Origin of the sequence: Corynebacterium sp. HMSC055A01 (assembly GCF_001809405.1) — a bacterium.
In the GTDB taxonomy this organism is placed as follows: Bacteria; Actinomycetota; Actinomycetes; order Mycobacteriales; family Mycobacteriaceae; genus Corynebacterium; species Corynebacterium hesseae.
This window is the reverse complement of sequence record NZ_KV797553.1, coordinates 144,689-166,313: the sequence shown is the minus strand read 5'-3', so window position 1 is coordinate 166,313 and position 21,625 is coordinate 144,689. Positions and strand designations below refer to the sequence as shown.

Here is a 21,625-nt window from a genome sequence, read left to right as displayed (position 1 = left end):
CTCTGGGTTCCTATGCCTGCACGCCGAAGGGCAGGGTGAAGCGAACATCGCCTTCAACCATGTCACGCATATCGGTCAGACCATTGCGGAACTGCAAGGTGCGCTCAAGGCCCATGCCGAAGGCGAAACCTGTGTACTCCTCGGGGTCGATGCCCACGGCACGCAGAACGTTGGGGTTGACCATGCCGCAGCCGCCCCACTCGATCCAGCCGGCGCCGCCCTTCTTATTCGGGAACCACACATCGACCTCGGCCGAGGGCTCGGTGAACGGGAAGTAGTTCACGCGCATGCGGGTGGTGGTCTCGGGGCCAAAAAGAACCTTGGCTAGGTGCTCCAGGGTGCCGCGAAGGTGGGCCATGGTCAGCCCCTTGTCCACTGCTAGGCCCTCCACCTGGTGGAAGACCGGAGTATGGGTGGCATCGAGTTCGTCGGTGCGGAAAACGCGACCCGGGCAAGCGATGTACAGCGGTACGTCTCGCTCAAGCATCGTGCGTACCTGCACCGGCGAGGTATGCGTACGCAAGACCTGCTTGGAGCCTTCCTTGCCCACATGGAAAGTGTCCTGCAACGTACGCGCAGGGTGATCGGGCTTGAAGTTCAGCGCATCAAAGTTAAAGTACTCGGCCTCAACCTCCGGGCCGTCGGCAATCTCCCAGCCCATGCCCACGAAGATGTCGGCGATGCGCTCCGACAACGCGGTAATAGGGTGCAAAGCACCAGTCTGCGCCCGCGTGGTGGGGACGGTAACGTCGACTTTCTCCGCCTTCAGCTGAGCGGCGCGAGCCTCCTGCTCCAGCACTTCACGAATCTGTGCAAAGCGCTTTTCCACCTTGCCGCGGGCCATGTTTACGGCACGACCGGCGTCCTTGCGCTGATCCTTGGGCAACTGGCCCAGCGACTGGCGGGCCTGCGGAATATAGCCACCGTCACCAAGGTGTTCGCGGCGGGCGGAGGTGAGCTCGTCGAGGTCGGATGCAGCCTCGAAGGCGGCAATGGCCTTCTCCGCGGCGGCCCCCAGGGCCTCTTCGGTCAATTCGATCTGAGGTGTATCGGACACGTGCCTTGATTACCTTCTTCTCGCACAAAAACTAACGCGAGCTATCTTACCGTGCTTAACGACTACTGTGGCCACCAGCCCTAGTCACAGAGCAGAGCTAGCTGTTCTGTTGCTTGGCTGATTCATAAAGACAAATGCTGGCGGCCGTAGCCAGGTTGAGTGACTCTGCACGCCCAAGAATCGGAATGCGCACACGCATGTCAGCTTCATCCAAGAGCTCGCCCAGTCCATGTGCTTCGTTACCGAATAACCAGGCGGTGGGTTGGCTCAGATCTGCCTCAGCTAGATCTACTTCACCATCAGCAGCCGTGGCTAGCACCTGCATCCCGGAAGAGCGCAGCTTGCCCAGGACGTCCTTGATGTTGGGATCGCGAGCAACGGGCACATGAAACAGCGACCCCGCCGACGCGCGCGCGACCTTGCAGCCCAAAGGGTCGACCGCCTCACCGGCGAAGATGACACCGTCCGCCCCCATGGCGTCCGAAGTCCTAATCAGGGTACCTGCGTTGCCAGGCTCAGACGTCAGCACTGGGACTGAGACCAGCTGTGGTTTGCCCGCCAGAATCTTGCCGGCGCTCCACAGGACGGGGCGGCACACGGCGAAGAGCCCGGTGCTCGTCGCGGTATCAGACAGGTGCTTGGCCGCCTTATCCGTGATGGGGTGGACATAGACGTCCATATATCCGCAGGCTTGCACGATGTGGGCGAAGCGCTCGGCGGCTCTTTCCGTCACGAAGACGTCGGTCGCCGCTCCCGTGGACACCGCCGCGTCCACAGCGTTTTCGCCCTCGATGATGAAGCGCTCCGCCTTACGACGGTTGGCCGCGCGGTGCAGCTTGGCCGCATTGACTACGCGCGGCGTGCGTTCGGTAAAAGCAGAGGAGAAATCCAGATCCATGTATGTGACGGTACCGACCGAGCTTCACATTGAAAAGTCCCGCTTGCCCACCACGTTCGGGCGGGCAAGCGGGATAAGAGTTCTCCGCGATTCTCTGCGCGCAGTTACTGCTCTCTGCGCGCGGTTACTTCTTCAGCGGTACGCCGTTTGCGTCCTTATCGTAATTAGAGAAACCACCGGCGATGAACACCAGCTCGACCCACTTCCAGATCACCAATCCAGCGACGAGGAAAATACCAATGATGATGAAGGAGGTAATAATGCCGATGATCGCAAGGGCCAGCTGCCACATACCGCGCTTCGTGCGGCCGAGGTAGAAGTTATGAACTCCCAATTCTCCCAAGAAGAAGCACAAGAGCAGTGCTACTACCCATGACTTTTGCTCTCCTGCGGCTTGTGGCTGCTGGCCATAGTGTGACTGGTAAGCGCCCTGCTGTGCCGGAACGTTGTGGGACTGCTGCGAACCACCATAGGGGGCCGCGCTATAACCGTACTGGTCGCTCGAAGATCCGAAGGGGTTTGCCTGTTGCGGCTGTCCTCCATTAGAAGCGCCGTCAAAAGCGTCGCCATTGGGCTGATAAGCGTTGTTCGGGTTGGTCATTTCTCTTCTCTCCTTCACACCATGTATCTCTGGCCAGCCCCAAGGACTAAGGGCAGGCGGCTCTCATGACAGTACTGTGCAATGTAACACAATCCCTCGGGAGAAGCAGGGCTTAAGGGTTCTTGCGGGCATTACTCCCGCAACGACAAAACCCACCGTCCCTTCATCAGGGGCGGTGGGTGCATCTGGCGTCTACGCGCGGTGCTTAGGCAGCCTTCGGAGCGTTGACGTCCTCCGGAAGTGCAGCCTTAGCAGCCTCGCACAGTGCGGAGAAAGCCTCGAAGTCATTAACTGCAAGCTCGGCGAGGATCTTGCGGTCAACCTCGATCTCAGCCAGGCGCAGGCCGTGGATGAGGCGGTTGTAGGTGATGTCGTTCATACGAGCAGCAGCGTTGATGCGCTGGATCCACAGCTTGCGGAACTCGGACTTACGGGCGCGACGATCGCGGTAAGCGTAAGTCATGGAGTGCAGCCACTGCTCCTTGGCCTTGCGGTAAAGGCGGGAGCGCTGGCCGCGGTAGCCCTTAGCGGACTTCAGGATTGCGCGACGCTTCTTCTTGGCGTTAACTGAGCGCTTTACTCGTGCCACAGTAATACTTCCTTATCTTGATTGTGAGTGTGTGGGGATGGGAGTTTCGGCGCTGACTATGCGCGGCCGAGAAGGCGCTTGACGCGCTTGGTGTCTGCCTTGGCGACGTCCTCGGTGCCCTTCAGACGACGGGTGCGCTTGGACGGCTTGCCCTCCAGGAGGTGGCGGCGGTTAGCCTGCTCGCGGCGCAGCTTGCCGGAGCCAGTCACCTTGATGCGCTTGGCGGTGCCCTTGTGAGTCTTCTGCTTCATGAGAATTAAATCCTTAAATCCTAAGTGGAGCGTGGTCTACTTCTTGCCTTTGCGGACGGGTCCAAGAACCATGGTCATGTTGCGACCATCCTGCTTGGGACGCGACTCCACAACGCCGACCTCTGCGACGTCGTCAGCCAAACGCTCCAACAGGCGGAAACCCAGCTCCGGACGCGACTGCTCGCGGCCACGGAACATGATGGTCACCTTTACCTTGGAACCCTTCTCCAGGAAGCGCACCACGTTGCCCTTTTTCGTCTCGTAATCGTGATCATCAATCTTCGGACGGAACTTCTGTTCCTTCACCACAGTTTGCTGCTGATTCTTACGGGACTCGCGGGCCTTCTGGGCCTGCTCGTACTTAAACTTGCCGTAATCCATGATCTTGGCTACGGGCGGCTTCGCGTTCGGTGCAACCTCGACCAAGTCAAGATCCGCTTCGTACGCGAGCTTGCGAGCATCGTCAGTACGGACGATGCCCACCTGTTCACCACCGGGGCCAACAAGACGGACCTCGGGTACTCGGATGCGCTCATTAATGCGAGCTTCAGCGCTGATTGTGGTTCTCCTCGATTGTGGGGCTAGTAGTGTGCCTACCGAGGCCACAAACGAATAAATCCCGGCGCCAGTGGCATCCGGGAGTTTCTTTTTCAAGCACGCACCACCGCGTGGCGCCTACTCTTAACCTTTATCCTGCGTTGGAATGGTGATTCCTACGCGGCCTCAGGTGGGAGAAACTCCGCTTGCGGCCCAAGTACCTCCTGGAGGAGGCGCTACGGGCGGTAGTGCGCACTACTCTAACACCACATGCATCAATCACCAAATCGGCGAGCAGGTGAGTTAGTTGTTGGTTCGGCCGACGCACCTTGTCTCTTCGACGCTGCGCTTGCCGACGCCTCCTCAGCCCTCGGCGCTGCGCCAGGCCGCGCACAACCAACCAAGGGCTTTAGCGCGCCCTCCCCCAGCGCCTCGGTGACAACACGGTCTACGCCTGCAGCAAGCAAGTTAAGAGCGGGTATAGCCTCCTCGGCGTAGTCGCCGGGCATGGTGACCTCAATGGCCAATCCCACCGCGCCATCGGCATCCTTACCGGCCCCCTCGGTTTCCCGCACCCCAATCTGGCGATGGGTATACCCGTTGTCCTCCTCGGAAAGCCCCCAGCCGCCTTTGGCCCGGGTATGCGGGAGGCGGTCGAGTCCATTGTCTTGCCATTCCACGATGTCATCCATCGCGTCATAAACCTGCGCGGCTTCGGGGATACACGGCAAGTGTGCGCCAAACTTGGCCTGCTCTTCGAGCAACCACGTGGAATATCCAAATGGTTCCTCAAATTCGCCGGATGAGTCATATTCCTTCAAGAGAGCCTTGACTGCGCTTCCCGCGTCCCCCTCGGTCCAACGAACGTGGGACCACAGTGCGTAGGCGGCATCGTTGTCCGATTCCTTAATGGCGAGGTCCACAAGCTCAGGGCTAGCCTCGTCGCGCAAAGCCGCGATGGCGATCGGCACCTTTACGGTTGACCATGCAGGCTCTTCACCCCTTAGTCCAGCGTTGAATGTTGCCTGTTGATCCGCCACTGACACTCCAGCTTGAACGTCATACTCACTTTCGACGTCTGCGACGACGGCGCGCAGCTCCGCATCGAGGCCGTAGCTGTTCTTAACCCCCTCACTAGATGTTTCTGGAGCTTCCTGCACTGCGTCCCTATCCGGGGCAGAACAGCCCGCCGCAGTTGTAGCCACGGCAAGACCGAGAGTCAGCGCAGCCGCGTGCGTGAGCTTCTGCCCTACCATCACACCATCTCCTTGAGGAACCCTCCCGTATAGGAGCCTTCCACCTGTGCCACATCTTCTGGTGTGCCCTGAGCCACGACGGTACCGCCGCCGGAGCCGCCCTCGGGGCCCATGTCAACGATCCAATCCGCGGCCTTAATGACGTCCAGGTTGTGTTCGATGATGATAACGGAGTTGCCCTTATCCACCAGACCCTGAATGACGAGCATGAGCTTGCGGATGTCCTCAAAGTGCAGGCCCGTCGTCGGCTCATCCAAGATGTAGACCGTGCGCCCATTCGTGCGCTTTTGTAGCTCAGATGCCAGCTTCACGCGCTGTGCTTCACCGCCGGAAAGTGTTGTAGCGGCTTGGCCCAGGCGGACGTATCCAAGGCCCACCTCCACCAAGGTATTGAGGTAGCGGTGAATGGAGGTGATGGGCTCAAAGAACTCTGCAGCCTCTGAAATCGGCATGTTGAGGACCTCAGCAATGTTCTTGCCCTTGAAAAGAACCTCCAGGGTCTCGCGGTTGTAGCGTGCACCCTCGCATACTTCACAGGGCACGTAGACATCGGGCAGGAAGTTCATCTCAATCTTGATGGTGCCGTCACCTTGGCACGCTTCGCAGCGTCCGCCCTTGACGTTGAAGGAGAAGCGGCCCGGCTTGTAGCCGCGAACCTTGGCCTCCTGGGTTTCCGCGAAGAGGTTGCGGATCTTGTCGAAGACCCCTGTGTACGTCGCTGGGTTTGAGCGCGGGGTGCGCCCGATAGGGCTCTGGTCCACCTGCACGAGTTTGTCTAGGTGCTCCACGCCCTCGACGCGCTTGGCTCGCCCCGGCACTTGGCGGGCGCGATTGAGCTTGTTGGCCAAGGTTTTGGCCAAAATCTGGTTGACCACGGTGGACTTGCCGGAGCCGGACACACCTGTGACGCAGACGAGGACACCCAGCGGGATCTCCACGTCAATGCCCTTGAGGTTATTCTCGCGGGCGCCGACCACCTTGAGCATGCGCTCAGGATCGATCGCACGGCGCGTATCGGGGACAGCGAGCTTCTTCTTGCCCGAGAGGTATTGCCCAGTGAGCGATTCCTCCACGGCTTCGATACCGGCGGGTTCACCCTGATAGACCACCGTTCCGCCGTACTCGCCGGCGCGCGGTCCGACGTCGACAAGCCAGTCCGCCTCCCGAATGGTGTCTTCATCGTGCTCCACCACGATCAAGGTGTTTCCGATATCGCGCAAGCGCTTCAACGTGGCGATGAGGCGCTGGTTATCGCGTTGGTGTAGGCCGATGGAGGGCTCATCGAGCACGTAGAGAACTCCCGCTAGGCCGGAACCGATCTGTGTGGCGAGGCGGATGCGCTGCGCTTCACCACCGGACAGCGTGGAGGCGCCGCGGTCGAGGGTGAGGTAGTTCAGACCGACGTCGAGAAGAAAGCGCAAGCGCGCCTGGATTTCCTTTAGTACAGCACCAGCGATGATCTCCTCGCGGTGGCCCAGAACGAGCGAGTCGAGGAACTCTGCTGCCTCCTCGATGGACAGCGCCGTCAGGCCCGCGATGGACTGCTCACCGTGAGCGGTCGAGGCCAAGCGCACCGCCAGGATTTCGGGCTTGAGGCGCGTGCCGTTGCAGGCATTACAAGGAACGCGACGGGTGTACTGAAGCAGGCGGTCCTTCTGCGATTCGGAATCAGCCTGATCAAGCTTGCGCTCCAGGAATCCGATGGCACCTTCAAAAGGCGCGGACCAATTGCGTTGGCGGCCATAGCGGTTCTTGTAGCGCACGCTGACTTCCACGTCAGTGCCATAAATCAAGGCGTGACGCTGCTCCTCAGTCAACTCAGAAACCGGTGTGCGGGGATCGAAGTCGAGGGCCTTCGCTAGGCCTTCGACGAGCTTGACGAAGTACCTCGCATTGGGACTCGACGTCCACGGTTGGATGGCCTCCACAGCCGGAGCATCCGGGTCTGGGATCAACAGATCAACGTCAACCTCAAGGCGGGTGCCCAAACCGTCACACACCGGGCAGGAACCGAAAGGTGCGTTGAAGGAAAAGGCGCGCGGCTCATATTCCTCAATGGTCAGCGTATGGCCGTTGGGGCAGGCAGCCTTCTCCGAGTAGGTGTGAGTGAGCTCCTCCCTGTCGACGAAATCCAGGGTTACCAGGCCATCAGCCAAGCGCAGAGCAGTCTCCACGGAATCCGTCAGCCTCTGCTTTTGGGAAGCCTTGACCTGCAAGCGATCCACGACGACGTCGATGTCATGCTTAATCTGCTTCTTCAGCTTGGGCGGATCACTGAGTTGGTAGAGCTCACCATCCACCCGGACGCGGGAATATCCCTGCGCCGCGAGGTCCGCGAAGAGGTCAACGAACTCGCCTTTACGGCGGCGCACAACCGGTGCGAGGACCTGAAACTTAAGCTTCTCCTCGTGGCTTAAAACCTCATCCACGATTTGCTGTGGGGTTTGACGCTCAATGACGGCATCGCACTGAGGGCAGTGCGCCGTGCCCGCGCGGGAGAAGAGCAGACGCAGGTAATCATAGATCTCGGTGATGGTTCCCACTGTTGAGCGCGGGTTGTGGTTGGTGGACTTTTGGTCAATGGACACCGCCGGAGAAAGCCCATCAATGAACTCAACGTCCGGCTTATCCATCTGGCCAAGGAACATGCGCGCATAGGAGCTCAAGGACTCAACGTAGCGCCGCTGGCCCTCGGCAAAGATGGTGTCGAAAGCAAGCGAGGACTTGCCCGAGCCAGATAGGCCGGTAAACACCACCAATTTGTCGCGCGGAATATCGATATCCACGCCCTTGAGGTTGTGCTCACGCGCACCTCGTACGACCAAACGATCAGCCACTAGTTGCTGCCTTCCTACACAAATGTATGTGTGTTCAGAGAGTTCTCAATCAGAATGTACCCGTATGGTTGGACTTATGAACAACGCGCTTGAGCTTCATAAAATTTCCGTGTCCGACATGAACAACAATTGCTACCTACTGTGTGCGGGCGAAGAAGCGCTGCTTATCGACGCCTCCGCTGACGCCCCCGCGCTTCTTTCTCTAGCCGCAGATAACGGAGTAAAGATCACCTCCGTGCTTACCACCCACCGCCACTGGGACCACGTGCGTGCATTGAAAGAAGTCTTGGACACAACCGGCGCCGTGCACTATGCCTCTTTCCTCGACTCCCCTGCCCTGCCCGCGCCCGTCGACGTGGAGCTCGAGCATGGCGATACCCTGCCTTTTGCCGGCTTCGACCTACCCGTCATCATTTTGCGCGGACACACTCCAGGCGGTGCAGCGGTTGCAGCGGAGATTGACGGTGTCACCAACCTCTTCGTCGGCGATTCCCTCTTCCCCGGCGGCGTGGGGAAAACCACCTCGGAAGGTGACTTCGTGCGCCTGTACAAGGATGTCACGCAGCGGCTCTTTGATGTTTACCCCGACGAAGCGATCGTCCGCCCTGGACACGGAGCGCCCACAACGCTTGGCACAGAGCGCCCGCATCTGGACGAGTGGTGGGAGCGCCGTTGGTAACGACGTGTTAACTGCTGCCCTCACAGCAGCAGTTGTTTAACCCGCGTACTATGGTGTGACGAACGTCTTTACAGATCTATCGAATGGAGCACGTCATGATTCGTAAGTTTGCCCGTCCTATGCTGGCCTCCGTGTTCATCTGGGATGGTGTGGATACGCTCCGCAACACCTCGGAGCACGTCGCGGACACCGAGTCCGTGCTCAAGCGCCTGCGCAAGGTGCTGCCGCGCGAGTACGCAGGCTACATCCCTAACGACCCCGAGCTGGTTACCCGCGCGCTCGGCGGCGCAAAGACCGCCGCGGGCACCAGCTTGGCGCTGGGCAAGGCACCGCGCACCTCCGCTGCTGTGCTGGCGCTGACTCACGTCCCCAACTTGGTTGGAAATGCTTTCTGGACCGCAGATTCCAAGGAAGAAAAGGAAGCACAGCGCAACGGCTTCATTACCAACACCGCTCTGCTCGGCGCCCTGGCCATCGTCACCCAGGACACCGAAGGTAAGCCATCTGTGCGTTGGCGCGCTGCCAAGGCTTCCGAGCGCGCGAACAAGAAGATCCAGCAGGCGCTGCCGGGCAAGTCCGAGCAGCAGAAGTTTGCGGAGGACTTCTCCACCCGCGCCAATGAGATTTCTTCTGATGTCACGGCCAAGGCCAATGACTGGCTCGAGACCGCCAAGGACTACGTCGAGGACAACCGCGATGACTGGGAGTCCACCGGACGCGATTTCCTCGAGTCCGCACGCACCTTCATGGAAGACACCGCCGAGACCGCGCGCGAGTTCATTGAGGACAACAAGGATGACTGGCTCGACGCAGCCCGTGATAACTCCGCTACCGCTCGCAAGGGCCTCGTCAAGGCGGCCGGCAAGGCGCAGGACCGCGCTGACGCGGCCCTGGCCAAGGCCGATTCGCTTGATAGCAAGCGCGCCCAGAAGAAGGCTCGCAAGCGCGCGGAAAAGCTGCAGAAGGAAGCATCCAAGAAGCTCGATAAGGCATTCAAGAAGTTCGGTGACCGCCTCTAAGCACGTCGCCTAAAGTTGCGGATAGCCCCGCAACGCACCGTGATACATGGAAGCGGTGGAGACAACAACGGCTCAGCTAGTATGCTGGGCCGTTGTTCTTTTCCACCCAGGAGAAGCCTTCAAACGCGCCCAAGGAGCCTTGTGTCTGAATCTTCATCCGTGCCTCGCACCGCAAACCCTAGTGCTCAAGCAAACGATCCGCACACCGAGATTGCCAGTGAGCAAGCCTACGTCGATGGCCTTTTTGCGCGTCTCGATAACGAGGTCCACGCCGCAAATGAGCGCCTCAATGAGGTACAGGCTGCTGTCGATCCGCATACCCCGGATGCCGATGCTCTGGTGCGCCGCGAAACCGAGTACCACGGGTTGCAGGCCAAGCTGGACCGTCTAAACATCGCCCAACTCGGACTGGTTTTTGGGCGCATCGACATTGATGCGCCCGGTGATAACCCCACCCCGGAGGGACTAGACCGCCGCTATATCGGCCGCATGGGGCTCGATGCCCGCGAGGAGGATTACCGCACGCTCCTTCTGGATTGGCGCGCCCCGATGGCGCGACCTTTCTACCTTGCCACCACCGCGCACCCCGAGGGAGTCCACGTCCGCCGGCACATCAGGACTACTGGGCGCACGGTAACCGGAATCAGCGACGAAGTCCTCGAAGGCGAGTCACACACCGACAGCAGCGACGTTGCCAGTGAGTCCGCCCTCCACCACGTCATGCAACAGGCCCGCACTGGGCACATGCCTTCCATTGTGGAAACCATTCAGAGGGAGCAGGACGAAATCATCCGTGACAGCACGCGCGGCGTCATGGTGGTCGAAGGCGGGCCAGGAACCGGCAAGACGGCGGTGGCACTGCACCGTGTGGCCTATTTGCTCTACACCTACCGCGAACAACTGGCCGCCACGGGTGTGCTCATCGTGGGTCCCAACTCCACCTTCCTGGAGTATATTTCCCGGGTGCTTCCGGAGCTTGGTGAAACCGGCGTTGTGCTTTCTACCATCTCTTCTCTCTTCCCCGGCATTGAGGCTACTCACCCTGAGTCCCTGCTCGCGCGCGAAATCAAAGGCTCCGCGGCCATGGTGGAGATCCTCGGCAACGCGGTGAAAGACTATCAACGCCTGCCGGAACAATCGCGCACGCTCGAGATCGATCGGCTCGAGCTCACCGTGGACCCACAGATGGTCAAGGCAGCACGGACGCGTGCACGGCGCTCGCGCAAACCACACAACGATGCCCAGGCAGCGTTTGCGGAACACCTCACCGAGTCACTGGCCCAGCAGATGGCTGAACGCATTGGCGCTGACCCTCTCGGCGGCAACAACCTGCTCTCCCGCGCGGATGTGGATCAGCTCCACGACGACCTCGCGGAAGAACCCCAGGTGCTAGAGCTCATCGACGAGTTCTGGCCCCACCTGACACCCACCGATGTCCTCGCCGATCTCCTCAGCAGCACCGAACGCATCGATTCGGCGGCCGGCGACTATGATAATGAAACCCGCAGTGCGCTCTACCGTGAGGACGGCCGAGCTTGGGCGCCTTCCGACGCCGCGCTTCTCGACGAACTTGCGGTTCTCATCGGCATGCCCGACCCCGAAGCAGAACGTGTCGCCGAAGAAAAAGAATGGCGTGAGCAAGTCGCAGAGGCAGAAGACGCACTCGATATCCTGAGCTCTTCCGATTCCACCGACAACGATGACGACATGTTCGAAGCGGAGATTCTCTCTGCCCACGACGTCATCGACGCCGAGCACCTCGCTCGACGCCACGAGGTTCGGGACTCCCGCACCACCGCCCAGCGCGCCCGTGAAGACTACACGTGGGCCTACGGGCACGTCATCGTCGACGAGGCCCAAGAACTCACCCCGATGGAATGGCGCATGATTTTTCGCCGTAGCCCCTCGCGGTGGATGACTCTCGTGGGCGACACGTCCCAGACCGGTGCCCCTGCCGGCGTCGATGATTGGGCGGACACGCTCGAGCCGTTCGTCGGCGAGCGCTTTCGGCTTCACGGGTTAAGCGTCAACTACCGCACCCCGCGCCCAATTACCGAATTGGCCAATCAACTCTTGGAATCCATCAACCCCGAAGCGACGCCGGGTATCGCTGTTCGCGACGGCGTGGACGTCATCTGGCGCGATGATACGGACGACCTTGAGCCAGCTACCTTCCAGGATGATGAAGGGCGCCTGCGGGCTGTGATCACTGCGGCCAACGTTGAGCACACCAAGGGGCTAGAGTTTGACCACGTCACCGTAGTCAACCCGGATGACATCGTGGCAGAATCACCGCAAGGTCTGCACAACCTCTATGTGGCCCTCACGCGCGCGACACAGTCCTTGACCATCGCCGGCCGTTACGCGGAGGTTTTCGGTTAGTCTGGTGCGCATGGCACTTTCCGATATCGCCCGCAAAGTCGAATCCACCGCGAATGCATTCTCACTCAAGCACTCGGCGCGCAAAGGGTGGCAACCCAGCATTACTGGCTACGCCGGCTATGGCAACGAGGACTTTGTCCACGTGCTCGGCCGCGTGCTCATGCACGATCCCAAGGCTGAGGAACGCGATACGTGGACCCAACGCGGATACCGCCAATTCTTCACCATCCAGGTCACGCACCACGAGGTCGAAGTAACAGTTGGCGGTAAGACGGTGCCGGGCACCACGAATGACAACGGCTACATCGATGTCCTCGTCCATGACCACGGGCTAGAACCTGGCTGGCACGACGTCACCATCCGCGCCAAAGGCGCAGACGAGGTGAGCGCAGAAGTCCTCATAGTGGACAAAGACACGACATTCGGTGTGGTCAGCGATATCGATGACACCATCATGGTGACCTGGCTGCCGCGAGCCATGATTGCAGCGTGGAATTCCTGGGTAAAGCGCACCAATACGCGAACCCCCGTCGAAGGCATGGCCAGTTTCTACCGGGAGATCTCTCAACAGCACCCAGAGGTTCCCTTCGTCTACCTCTCCACCGGTGCGTGGAATACCTATGACACCTTGGTCAATTTCATGGCGGAGAACGGCTTCCCACGTGGCCCACTGTTGCTCACCGACTGGGGCCCAACGCCCACCGGTCTTTTCCGCAATGGCCAAGAACACAAGCGTGTCCAACTGCGCAACTTGTTCATTGCTTTCCCCAAATTGCGCTGGCTTCTCATCGGTGATGATGGGCAACACGATCCTCTGACTTATGCCGACGCCGCGGCGGAGCATCCCAACCGTGTGGCAGCGCTAGCAATACGCAACCTCACGCCACAAGAGCAGCTGCTCTCCCATGGCTCGCTTGCTCCCTTAGTCAAGGTCAACAAAGAGTCTTCTTTCGATATCCCGCTTATTCAAGGCGCCGACGGTAACGCCCTCGCCCGCGCCTATCGCAAGCTTCGGTTCGGCTCTTAGAAAAGCACCACAACGCGCAAACACGCCCCAGAGACTTCCGACGAAGAAGTTTCTGGGGCGTGTGCGTACCGTAGCCCGAGAAGGCTTAGTTGACGGTGTGGACGATCATGACGTCACAATCAGACTGACGCGCGACATCCGCCGGAACCGAACCGAGCAGACGGCCGGTCAAGGAATTAATTCCGCGGTTACCAACGATGAGCAGGTCAGCCTTGTTGTCGTTGACGATGGACATCAGAGCCTGAACCGGGGTGCCCGGACGCACAGCGGTCTCCACCTTCGTCACGCCGAACTTCTCTGCGTGTTCCTTGCCGGAGGCGAGGTTGGCCTGAGCCTTCTCATCACCGAGAATCGTCACTGAATCCTGGCGCAGTGTCTTGGAGGCTTGCTCCTGGTTCTCGTAGTAGGCGCAACCGATGATGAGGGTGGCATCGAAGGCTGCGGCGATCTTGGCGGCGCGCTCCACTGCGAGCAGGGAGGACTTGGAACCGTCGGTACCGACCACGATCTTGTTGTAATCGCTCATGATGACCTTTCTTCGCTGGGCCCCAACCTTGAGGCCACCGCTAAACAAAATTCTAAAAGCTTTTGCGCACCCGCTAGTCTAACAACGCTGGCGTGTTCGCGTCGATCAGCGCGTGTGCTGTGCACCCGACTGGGTCCGGCGCTTACTCAGTGGTGTTGACCACCACAACATCCGCGTGGGCCTTACGGGTTAGCTCCGTCGCAACGGAACCGAATACCCGGCCGCGAACTGAATGGATTCCCTTGTTACCCACCACGAACAAGTCGACATCATAGTCCTTGCCCACCTCGATGAGTGAGTTCACAGGGTCGCCAGACTTAGCGATGATCTCGATGCGCTTCGCACCCTCGCCGTGCGCGATCTCCGCGGCATTGTTGAGGAAATTCTCTGACATTTCCTCGCTGACAACGGGCACGCGGGCGTCCTCTGCGTTCGGTGCGCCGAGCATCGAACCGGAGTGGTTGTAGAAAGCAGACACGATGATCAACGTCGCATCATAAGCACGCGCCATAGATGCGGCAGAACGGACGGCACGCAGGGATGTCGGTGATCCATCGGTTCCCACGGCGATGACGTTGTAGCTCAGCATGATTCTCCTTATAACTAGTGGTTAATCCCTAACAGTATGGCACGGCTGCCCACACTGAGTGTGGTGTTACCCGCCCAGTGCACTAACGAGGTTTCAGTACGCCGACCCAGACTGTTAAATCCCGGCCTCTTTGAGTCCACGTTGTTCCTTCTTCAGGTCCGCGATCTCATCGCGCAAGCGCCCCGCCAGCTCGAATTTAAGCTCTCGGGCGGCTTCGCGCATTTGGGTCGTCAGGTCGTCGATAAGCGCCTGCACCTCGTCGGCAGCCATGGAGGACACATCGGGCTTCTCGACGATTGCCGTGGGGTCCGCCCCCTGCTCCTGCTCATCGGCGTTGTCGTAAACCTGATCCAAAATGTCAGCGATCTTCTTGCGCAATGGCTGCGGGTCGATACCGTGTTCCTTGTTATAGGCAATCTGCTTTTCACGGCGGCGCTCGGTCTCCTCGATGGCTTCCTGCATCGAGTCCGTAATCTTGTCCGCATACATGATGACCTCACCGGACACGTTTCGGGCGGCGCGGCCGATTGTCTGGATGAGCGAAGTGGTGGAACGCAGGAAGCCTTCCTTGTCTGCGTCCAAAATAGCGACGAGTGAGACTTCGGGAAGGTCGAGGCCCTCGCGCAGCAGGTTAATACCAACGAGCACATCGAATTCACCCAAGCGCAGCTGCCGCAGTAGCTCCACGCGCTGCAGCGTATCGATATCCGAGTGGAGGTAGCGCACCTTGATGCCATGCTCTAGAAGGTAATCAGTGAGGTCTTCTGCCATGCGCTTGGTCAAGGTGGTGACCAATACACGCTCCTGCTTAGCGGTGCGGGCGCGGACCTCATCGATGAGGTCATCGATCTGGCCCTTGGTGGGTTTGACCGTCACCTTGGGATCCACCAGGCCGGTGGGGCGAATGACCTGTTCGACGAACTCGCCGCCGGAGGCCGTCATTTCAAAATCACCAGGCGTGGCCGACATGTAGACGGTTTGCCCCACGCGCTCCTCAAACTCATCAAAGGTGAGTGGCCGGTTGTCTACGGCAGACGGCAAACGGAAGCCAAACTCCACGAGGTTGCGCTTACGGGCCATATCACCCTCAAACATGCCACCGATCTGCGGGACGGTCACGTGGGACTCATCGATGATGGTAAGGAAGTCCTCCGGGAAATAATCCAAGAGTGTCGCCGGCGCCGAACCGGCAGGGCGCCCGTCGACGTGGCGCGAATAGTTCTCAATGCCGGAGCAAAAGCCCACCTGCTCGATCATCTCGAGGTCGTATTCGGTGCGCATTCGCAGGCGCTGTGCTTCGAGCAACTTGCCGCGGTTCTCCAGCTCGGCGAGGCGTTCCGCAAGTTCTTCCTTGATGTCCTCGATGGCCCGCGCCATGCGCTCTGGACCCGCCACGTAATGAGTCGCGGGGAAGATTCGCACCTCGTCGACTCGCTCGAGAACATCGCCCGTCAACGGGTGGATGTAGTAGAGCTCATCCACGTCATCGCCGAAGAATTCGATGCGCACCGCACGCTCCTCATAGGCGGGGATGATATCCACGGTATCGCCCTTGACGCGGAAGGTTCCGCGCGTAAAACCCACGTCATTGCGCTCGTACTGGATATCCACGAGCAGGCGCAGGAAGCGATCGCGGTCAATCTCCTCCCCTTCCTCCAGCACGACTGAGCGGTCGAGGTAGGACTGCGGCGTGCCCAAGCCATAGATGCAGGACACAGAGGACACAACGACAACATCACGGCGGGAAAGAAGCGCCGAGGTGGCGGAGTGGCGCAGGCGTTCCACGTCCTCATTAATCGAGGAGTCCTTCTCAATATAGGTATCCGTCTGCGCGATATAGGCTTCCGGCTGGTAGTAATCGTAGTAAGAAACGAAGTACTCAACGGCGTTGTGCGGGAGGAGCTGGCGCAGCTCATTTGCCAACTGGGCCGCCAGCGTCTTATTCGGCGCCATCACGAGTGTCGGGCGCTGCTGCTTTTCGATGAGCCACGCCGCAGTAGCGGATTTACCGGTACCCGTGGCACCCATGAGGACGACGTCGCGCTCGCCGCGGCTCAGCCGCTCATCCAGTTCCGCGATGGCGGCGGGTTGGTCGCCGGCGGGCTGGTACTCTGATTCAACACGAAAATCGGCCGAGCGCCGTTCGATTTCACCGACAGGACGGTGTTCCGAGACCGGCAGGATAGGGTGTTCAGCAGCAAAAGCCATGCCGACCAGTCTAACGCGCCGAAGCCTAAACCTGCTAGGTCCCGGCAGGTCAACAACCCAGCCACTGTGTGAGGCAAGAGAGAACGGTTTAGGGCAATACAGCACGCGTCGTGCGCAGCCACAGATCTAACTCACCCGTGGTTTCCCACAGAGCATAAATCGGGGAATTATTGGGCTCCATCGCTGTGTTAATTTTCTGGCGCAGCCAGGCCCGAGTCTGCGGCGTGCGCAGCGCTTTAACGGATTCGACACTGACTCCAGCGGGAAGTTTGTCCGCCGGGGACGTCGCCAGTGCGCCTAAGGCGATGACGACCTCGGCGTCGTCAACATCGATGGGAGAATCCACGCAGCTCTTCTTAAACGTGTCGAGGTCGAAGGAGCCATCACGAATTTCCGCGAGCACTTCGCACGCGGCGTGATTATCAAAAGGCCCAACGTCCCAGGTTCCCATGGAGGGGCAGATTAAGCACTCAAGATGAACGGTGCGCGAGCACAAGGTAAATTTTAGCCACCATATGCTTTAAAAGTTGCCGCTCTCCTTTAGAATCGGCTGGCATGAAGTTTCGTTCCCTCGCCAGCGCAATGACCATCGCCGGTCTCGTGCCCGTCGCTATCGTGTCCCACACGCCCACCGCCCAAGCTTCTCCGTGTACGGCCTATTCGAAGTCCGGTAGCTTCACGTCGAAGCCCGAGGCCTCCGGGCCGGGAGGCGGCTCTTCGCTAGGAGGGCTCGACGCGCTGCTGGGGAGCTCCTCCCGTTCGAGCAGTTCAGGTGACTCCGCAGCACCACAGCGCAGCAACTATAACCAGCGCCAAATCACCGGCGGACCGACACAAATCATGCAGCTCATCACCGGTTCCGGTTCCCCGAACCGCACCGACCAAAAATTCGACATTTCCGGAACCGACCTCGGCATTGCCTACTCTGACAACGCGGGCCGCTCCTACTACGTCTTCGGCGATTCCATGGATTGTTCGAGCGACGGTGATGGGTGGCGTTCCAACCTCCTCTTGCGCACGAGCGACCACGACTACGGTGATGGCCTACGTCTGGAGGAGGCGCTGACTAACTCCGGATGGTCCGCCAATGGCCGCGCAAAGGAGTTCATCCCCTCCCAAAAGGTGGGAGATCAAGATACCAACGGCGAGCGCACCACCATCCCCACAGCGGGCATCGTGGTCGACGGCGTGCACTACATCGACTACATGTCCGTGCGCTCTTGGCACGACCCGAAAACCGGCTGGTCAACCAACTTTGGTGGGACCGTGAAGTCGACCGACGGCGGAGTCACGTGGCGCGCGGTACCGGAGGCCACACGCACTAACGCTAGCCACGGGACGAACGCTCCCATTCCCGGCGGCGCAAACTACCGCCCAGGGTTCGAAAAGCTGCAGCAATCGGCCTTCATCGAGCACGACGACTATATCTACCGTTACTCCACCGGAAACGGCCGCCGTGGCCCGGCATATTTATCCCGCGCGTTGAAATCTGAATTCCCCAACGAAGATGCCTTCAGCTACTACTCAGATGGCTCATGGGTGAAGGATCCCGCGCGGGCCACCGAGGTGCTCGATGGCAAAGTCTCCGAGCTTTCCGTGGCCTACAACCACTACTTGGGCAAGTACGTCACCATGTATGGAGTGGAGGGAGAGGGCATCGTCATGCGCACCGCAGATAGCCCCGAAGGACCGTGGTCGCCGCGCCGCATGCTTGTGGGCGCGAAGACCACCGAGGTTGTCAGCGGCGAGCCACTCAACGACACGTACGCGCCCTTCGTGCTGCCAGACCAGGATGACCAGCACCTGTATTACACGCTGACATCGTGGCACGATTACAACACCATGCTGATGCGCACTGACCTTGATTTCGTGGGCGAGGACATGGAAAACAACGACCACATCGCAGTCTCTGACGTCGTAGCAACGCGCTAGGAGCTTCTGCCAGAAAACTGTTGCTAGGAAGTTGCGTGCCTAACCTAGGCGGGCGCGGAGCTTGGCGACGACCCCCTCGACCTGCTCATCCAGTGCTTCGCGGGGGCCGTTGTTGTCAATGATGAAATCAGCGGCAGCACGCCGCACATCGTCCGGAATCTGCGCCGCGATCCTGCGGCGTGCGTCCTCCTCATCCAGCCCGCGGTATGCCACCAGGCGGTGCACACGCTCCTCTGCGTCAACGTCAACAACAATGGTGGCGTCCATATCCTTGTGGAGTCCTTTGTCCACGAGGAGTGGCATGTCATAGACCACGAAATCCGCACCGGCTTGCCGCGCTTCGTCGAAGCGGGCTTGGGTTTCCTCGTTAATGCGCGGGTGCGTAATCGAGTTGAGCACAGCGGTCTTCTCGCGACTAGAGAAGGCACGGGAAGCTAGCAACCCCCGGTCCAGGCTCCCGTCTTCTTGGAGAATGTCTTCCCCGAAAGCCTGCGCCAGTTCTGTGAGCGCTGGTTGACCCGGTTCAACAATGTCCCGGGCTATCTGATCGGCATCCACTAATTCCCAGCCGTGGCGCACGAGAAGCTGCGCTACAGTCGATTTTCCGCTGCCGATTCCGCCAGTGAGGCCAATGAGTTTCATACCGGCTTAGGATACGCGAAAGGCCGCCCCTCCCACAGCGGGGAGAAGCGGCCTTTCTGCAAGAACTAGATCGTCTCGGACTAAACGGCGGAGCCTATCCGAGAGGACTTAGCTTTTAGTTGCCAGCGAGCTTGTCGCGCAGAGCAGCAAGCTGCTCGTCGGAAGCGAGGGAGCCGCCAACCTCTGCCTGAGAATCGGATGCCGGAGCTGCATCCTGAGACTCGGAAGAGTAGTTGGAGTTGGCAGCGGACTCGGCGGCCTCAGCGGCTGCAGCACGGTTGCGCTCGATCTGAGCGGTGTGCAGGTTGAAGCGACGCTCGGACTCTGCGTAGCGAGCCTCCCAAGCCTGGCGCTGCTCGTCGTAGCCCTCGAGCCACTCGTTGGTCTCCGGGTCGAAGCCCTCCGGGAACACGTAGTTGCCCTGCTCGTCGTAGGAGTCAGCCATGCCGTACTTGGACGGATCGAACTCGTCGGTGTAGTCCTCGTCTGCCTGCTTAACGGACAGGGAGATGCGGCGACGCTCGAGGTCGATGTCGATGACCTTGACCATGACTTCCTGGCCAACGTTGACAACCTGGTCCGGAACCTCCACGTGGCGCTGAGCCAGCTCGGAGATGTGGACGAGGCCCTCGATGCCCTCCTCGACGCGAACGAAGGCGCCGAACGGAACGAGCTTGGTGACCTTGCCCGGAACGATCTGGCCCACAGCGTGGGTGCGGGCGAAGACGCGCCACGGATCTTCCTGGGTTGCCTTCAGGGACAGGGACACGCGCTCGCGGTCCAGGTCGACGTCGAGAACCTCGACGGTGACCTCGTCGCCCACGGTGACAACCTCGGACGGGTGGTCGATGTGCTTCCAGGACAGCTCGGAAACGTGAACCAGGCCGTCGACACCGCCGAGATCGACGAAGGCGCCGAAGTTGACGATGGAGGAGACAACGCCCTTGCGGACCTGGCCCTTCTGCAGCTGGTGCAGGAACTCGGAGCGGACCTCAGACTGGGTCTGCTCGAGGTATGCACGGCGGGACAGGACAACGTTGTTGCGCTGCTTGTCCAGCTCGATAATCTTGGCCTCGAGCTCCTGGCCGATGTACGGCTCCAGGTCGCGGACGCGGCGCATCTCAACGAGGGATGCCGGAAGGAAGCCACGGAGGCCGATGTCCAGGATGAGACCACCCTTGACAACCTCGATGACGGTACCGGTGACCGGCTCTTCCTTGGCGTGCAGCTCTTCGACGGCGCCCCAAGCACGCTCGTACTGTGCGCGCTTCTTGGACAGGATCAGACGGCCTTCCTTGTCCTCCTTGGTGAGAACAAGTGCGTCGATCTCGTCGCCGACCTCGACAACCTCATCCGGGTTGACGTCGTGCTTGATGGAGAGCTCGCGGGACGGGATGACGCCCTCGGTCTTGTAACCGATGTCGAGCAGGACCTCGTCGTGGTCAACCTTGACCACGGTGCCCTCGACGATGTCACCATCGTTGAAGTACTTGATGGTGGCGTCGACAGCTGCGAGGAAGTCCTCTGCGGTTCCGATGTCGTTGATCGCAACCTGAGGGGTGTTAGAAGTTGGCATGTAGTTATGCTCCGAATAAACGTAGGAGATCGTAATTGGACAGTTACGCGTCTCTTGAAAAGCGTCATTAAGCAGCGCGAATGCGCAAGGCTTAAGATGGATTTCAATCCCGACTCGCAGCCGTGCCGAGCTCTCCTACAGTAGCCCAGCGCGTCCCGAGTCATAGACACGCCCGTACAACCTTACATCCTCGCAGCTAAAACGGCAAATGCGCCATGGAAAAAGAATTGGGAAAGGAAGAATGTCTGCAGCAGCGTTTTCGGCATCCTCTGCCAACCGCGATTTTTGGGATCGTGACGCCGATTCCTACCACGCGGAACACCCCGAGTACCTATCCTCTTTCTACTGGTGCCCGGAAATGCTGCATGAGGCTGAGGCGCAGCTGCTTGGCGACGTCTCCTTCGCCACCGTTCTCGAGCTCGGTTGCGGCTCCGCGCCGTGCACGCAATGGCTGCAAGGACGCACGCGCTTTGCGACGGGTTTCGATCTCTCGTCGGGAATGCTCTCCCATGCCGCGCCCGAGCTACCGCTAGCCCAAGCTGATGCCCTAGCGCTTCCCTATCGCGACGGGTCCTTTGACGTCGTCTTCTCCGCCTTCGGAGCCTTGCCCTTCGTAGGAGACCTGGACGCGGCGCTGCGCGAGGTCCACCGTGTCCTGCGCCCACGTGGACGCTTTGTCTTTTCTGTGCCGCACCCAATGCGCTGGGTCTTCCCCGACGATCCCCAGAACCTCACAGCAGAGCTGTCCTATTTTGAGCGCGCCTACCTCGAACAGGATGCCAACGGTGAGCTTAGCTATGCCGAGTTTCACCGCACGATGGGTGATTGGGTGCGAGCACTACAGGTTCGCGGTTCCTTCGAGATTTGCAACCTCATCGAACCCGAGTGGCCAGAGGGCCTCGACATCACGTGGGGCCAGTGGTCTCCAGAACGAGGTGTAATTTTCCCCGGCACCGCCATCTTCGTGTGCGAAGCACGATAGCCCGGACGCCTGCCCACCCTGGTGCGGAGTGTGCCGC

Annotated in this window: 20 protein-coding genes; 6 read left to right on the top strand and 14 right to left on the bottom strand. The window is 59.9% G+C overall.

Translation table 11 applies throughout. The annotated features are described in order from the left end of the window. Nucleotides 1–10: 10 nt before the first annotated feature. The 8 genes from pheS to uvrA all read right to left on the bottom strand — a co-directional run bounded on the left by pheS (nucleotide 11) and on the right by uvrA (nucleotide 8,026). Nucleotides 11–1,057 (bottom strand): phenylalanine--tRNA ligase subunit alpha, encoded by a 1,047-nt coding sequence (pheS, locus tag HMPREF2604_RS03805; protein WP_070523173.1) that lies wholly within the window; start codon nucleotides 1,055–1,057, stop codon nucleotides 11–13. Nucleotides 1,058–1,154: 97 nt separating this feature from the next. Next, nucleotides 1,155–1,955, bottom strand: coding sequence for a TrmH family RNA methyltransferase (locus HMPREF2604_RS03800; protein WP_070563113.1), 801 nt, complete (start codon nucleotides 1,953–1,955; stop codon nucleotides 1,155–1,157). A 124-nt stretch (nucleotides 1,956–2,079) separates the two neighbouring features. Then, the gene (locus tag HMPREF2604_RS03795) at nucleotides 2,080–2,556 is read right to left on the bottom strand and encodes a TM2 domain-containing protein (RefSeq protein ID WP_070563108.1); all 477 of its coding nucleotides are present in this window, start codon (nucleotides 2,554–2,556) and stop codon (nucleotides 2,080–2,082) included. A gap of 205 nt (nucleotides 2,557–2,761) precedes the next feature. Beyond that, nucleotides 2,762–3,145, bottom strand: a complete 384-nt coding sequence (gene rplT / locus HMPREF2604_RS03790; protein WP_005323264.1) for a 50S ribosomal protein L20 — start codon at nucleotides 3,143–3,145, stop codon at nucleotides 2,762–2,764. Nucleotides 3,146–3,201: 56 nt separating this feature from the next. Then, on the bottom strand, nucleotides 3,202–3,396 hold the full coding sequence (rpmI, locus tag HMPREF2604_RS03785; RefSeq protein ID WP_010190075.1) for a 50S ribosomal protein L35: 195 nt from the start codon (nucleotides 3,394–3,396) through the stop codon (nucleotides 3,202–3,204). A gap of 36 nt (nucleotides 3,397–3,432) precedes the next feature. Further along, on the bottom strand, nucleotides 3,433–4,002 hold the full coding sequence (infC, locus tag HMPREF2604_RS03780; RefSeq protein WP_083299163.1) for a translation initiation factor IF-3: 570 nt from the start codon (nucleotides 4,000–4,002) through the stop codon (nucleotides 3,433–3,435). 206 nt (nucleotides 4,003–4,208) lie between these two features. After that, a complete protein-coding gene (locus HMPREF2604_RS03775; RefSeq protein ID WP_246818364.1) occupies nucleotides 4,209–5,189 on the bottom strand; it encodes a serine hydrolase in 981 nt (326 codons plus the stop codon). Beyond that, nucleotides 5,189–8,026, bottom strand: a complete 2,838-nt coding sequence (gene uvrA / locus HMPREF2604_RS03770; RefSeq protein WP_070563100.1) for an excinuclease ABC subunit UvrA — start codon at nucleotides 8,024–8,026, stop codon at nucleotides 5,189–5,191. Before uvrA ends, HMPREF2604_RS03775 begins: the two co-directional genes overlap by 1 nt. 76 nt (nucleotides 8,027–8,102) lie before the next feature. Between uvrA and HMPREF2604_RS03765 the strand changes: the two genes are divergently transcribed. The 4 genes from HMPREF2604_RS03765 to HMPREF2604_RS03750 all read left to right on the top strand — a co-directional run bounded on the left by HMPREF2604_RS03765 (nucleotide 8,103) and on the right by HMPREF2604_RS03750 (nucleotide 13,133). After that, nucleotides 8,103–8,705: an MBL fold metallo-hydrolase gene (locus tag HMPREF2604_RS03765; RefSeq protein WP_070529910.1), complete on the top strand. Its 603-nt coding sequence runs from the start codon at nucleotides 8,103–8,105 to the stop codon at nucleotides 8,703–8,705. A gap of 95 nt (nucleotides 8,706–8,800) precedes the next feature. Continuing rightward, complete coding sequence (locus tag HMPREF2604_RS03760) at nucleotides 8,801–9,724, top strand: DoxX family protein (RefSeq protein WP_070563097.1); 924 nt, start codon at nucleotides 8,801–8,803, stop codon at nucleotides 9,722–9,724. Between the two features lie 141 nt (nucleotides 9,725–9,865). Further along, nucleotides 9,866–12,106 carry a HelD family protein gene (locus tag HMPREF2604_RS03755; protein WP_070563094.1) on the top strand — a complete coding sequence of 747 codons (2,241 nt, stop codon included), beginning with the start codon at nucleotides 9,866–9,868 and terminating at the stop codon, nucleotides 12,104–12,106. A 10-nt stretch (nucleotides 12,107–12,116) separates the two neighbouring features. Beyond that, a complete protein-coding gene (locus HMPREF2604_RS03750; protein ID WP_070563090.1) occupies nucleotides 12,117–13,133 on the top strand; it encodes an App1 family protein in 1,017 nt (338 codons plus the stop codon). Nucleotides 13,134–13,218: 85 nt separating this feature from the next. Here HMPREF2604_RS03750 and HMPREF2604_RS03745 read toward each other — a convergent pair whose 3' ends face one another. The 4 genes from HMPREF2604_RS03745 to HMPREF2604_RS03730 form a co-directional block, all read right to left on the bottom strand. Further along, nucleotides 13,219–13,659 carry a universal stress protein gene (locus HMPREF2604_RS03745; protein ID WP_010190091.1) on the bottom strand — a complete coding sequence of 147 codons (441 nt, stop codon included), beginning with the start codon at nucleotides 13,657–13,659 and terminating at the stop codon, nucleotides 13,219–13,221. Nucleotides 13,660–13,801: 142 nt separating this feature from the next. Continuing rightward, entirely contained in the window at nucleotides 13,802–14,248 is a 447-nt protein-coding gene (locus tag HMPREF2604_RS03740) for a universal stress protein (RefSeq protein ID WP_070523204.1), read from the bottom strand. A 114-nt stretch (nucleotides 14,249–14,362) separates the two neighbouring features. Then, entirely contained in the window at nucleotides 14,363–16,456 is a 2,094-nt protein-coding gene (gene uvrB, locus HMPREF2604_RS03735; protein WP_070529903.1) for an excinuclease ABC subunit UvrB, read from the bottom strand. A gap of 88 nt (nucleotides 16,457–16,544) precedes the next feature. Then, on the bottom strand, nucleotides 16,545–16,907 hold the full coding sequence (locus HMPREF2604_RS03730; protein ID WP_141746419.1) for a DUF4259 domain-containing protein: 363 nt from the start codon (nucleotides 16,905–16,907) through the stop codon (nucleotides 16,545–16,547). A gap of 104 nt (nucleotides 16,908–17,011) precedes the next feature. Between HMPREF2604_RS03730 and HMPREF2604_RS03725 the strand changes: the two genes are divergently transcribed. Continuing rightward, nucleotides 17,012–18,388 carry a DUF4185 domain-containing protein gene (locus HMPREF2604_RS03725; protein WP_070563084.1) on the top strand — a complete coding sequence of 459 codons (1,377 nt, stop codon included), beginning with the start codon at nucleotides 17,012–17,014 and terminating at the stop codon, nucleotides 18,386–18,388. A 39-nt stretch (nucleotides 18,389–18,427) separates the two neighbouring features. Here HMPREF2604_RS03725 and coaE read toward each other — a convergent pair whose 3' ends face one another. Together coaE and rpsA are read right to left on the bottom strand one after the other, a co-directional pair. Then, the gene (coaE, locus tag HMPREF2604_RS03720; protein WP_070563081.1) at nucleotides 18,428–19,030 is read right to left on the bottom strand and encodes a dephospho-CoA kinase; all 603 of its coding nucleotides are present in this window, start codon (nucleotides 19,028–19,030) and stop codon (nucleotides 18,428–18,430) included. Between the two features lie 115 nt (nucleotides 19,031–19,145). Then, nucleotides 19,146–20,606, bottom strand: a complete 1,461-nt coding sequence (gene rpsA / locus HMPREF2604_RS03715; RefSeq protein WP_010190105.1) for a 30S ribosomal protein S1 — start codon at nucleotides 20,604–20,606, stop codon at nucleotides 19,146–19,148. A gap of 241 nt (nucleotides 20,607–20,847) precedes the next feature. Between rpsA and HMPREF2604_RS03710 the strand changes: the two genes are divergently transcribed. Beyond that, nucleotides 20,848–21,588: a class I SAM-dependent DNA methyltransferase gene (locus tag HMPREF2604_RS03710; protein WP_070563315.1), complete on the top strand. Its 741-nt coding sequence runs from the start codon at nucleotides 20,848–20,850 to the stop codon at nucleotides 21,586–21,588. Nucleotides 21,589–21,625 lie beyond the last annotated feature (37 nt).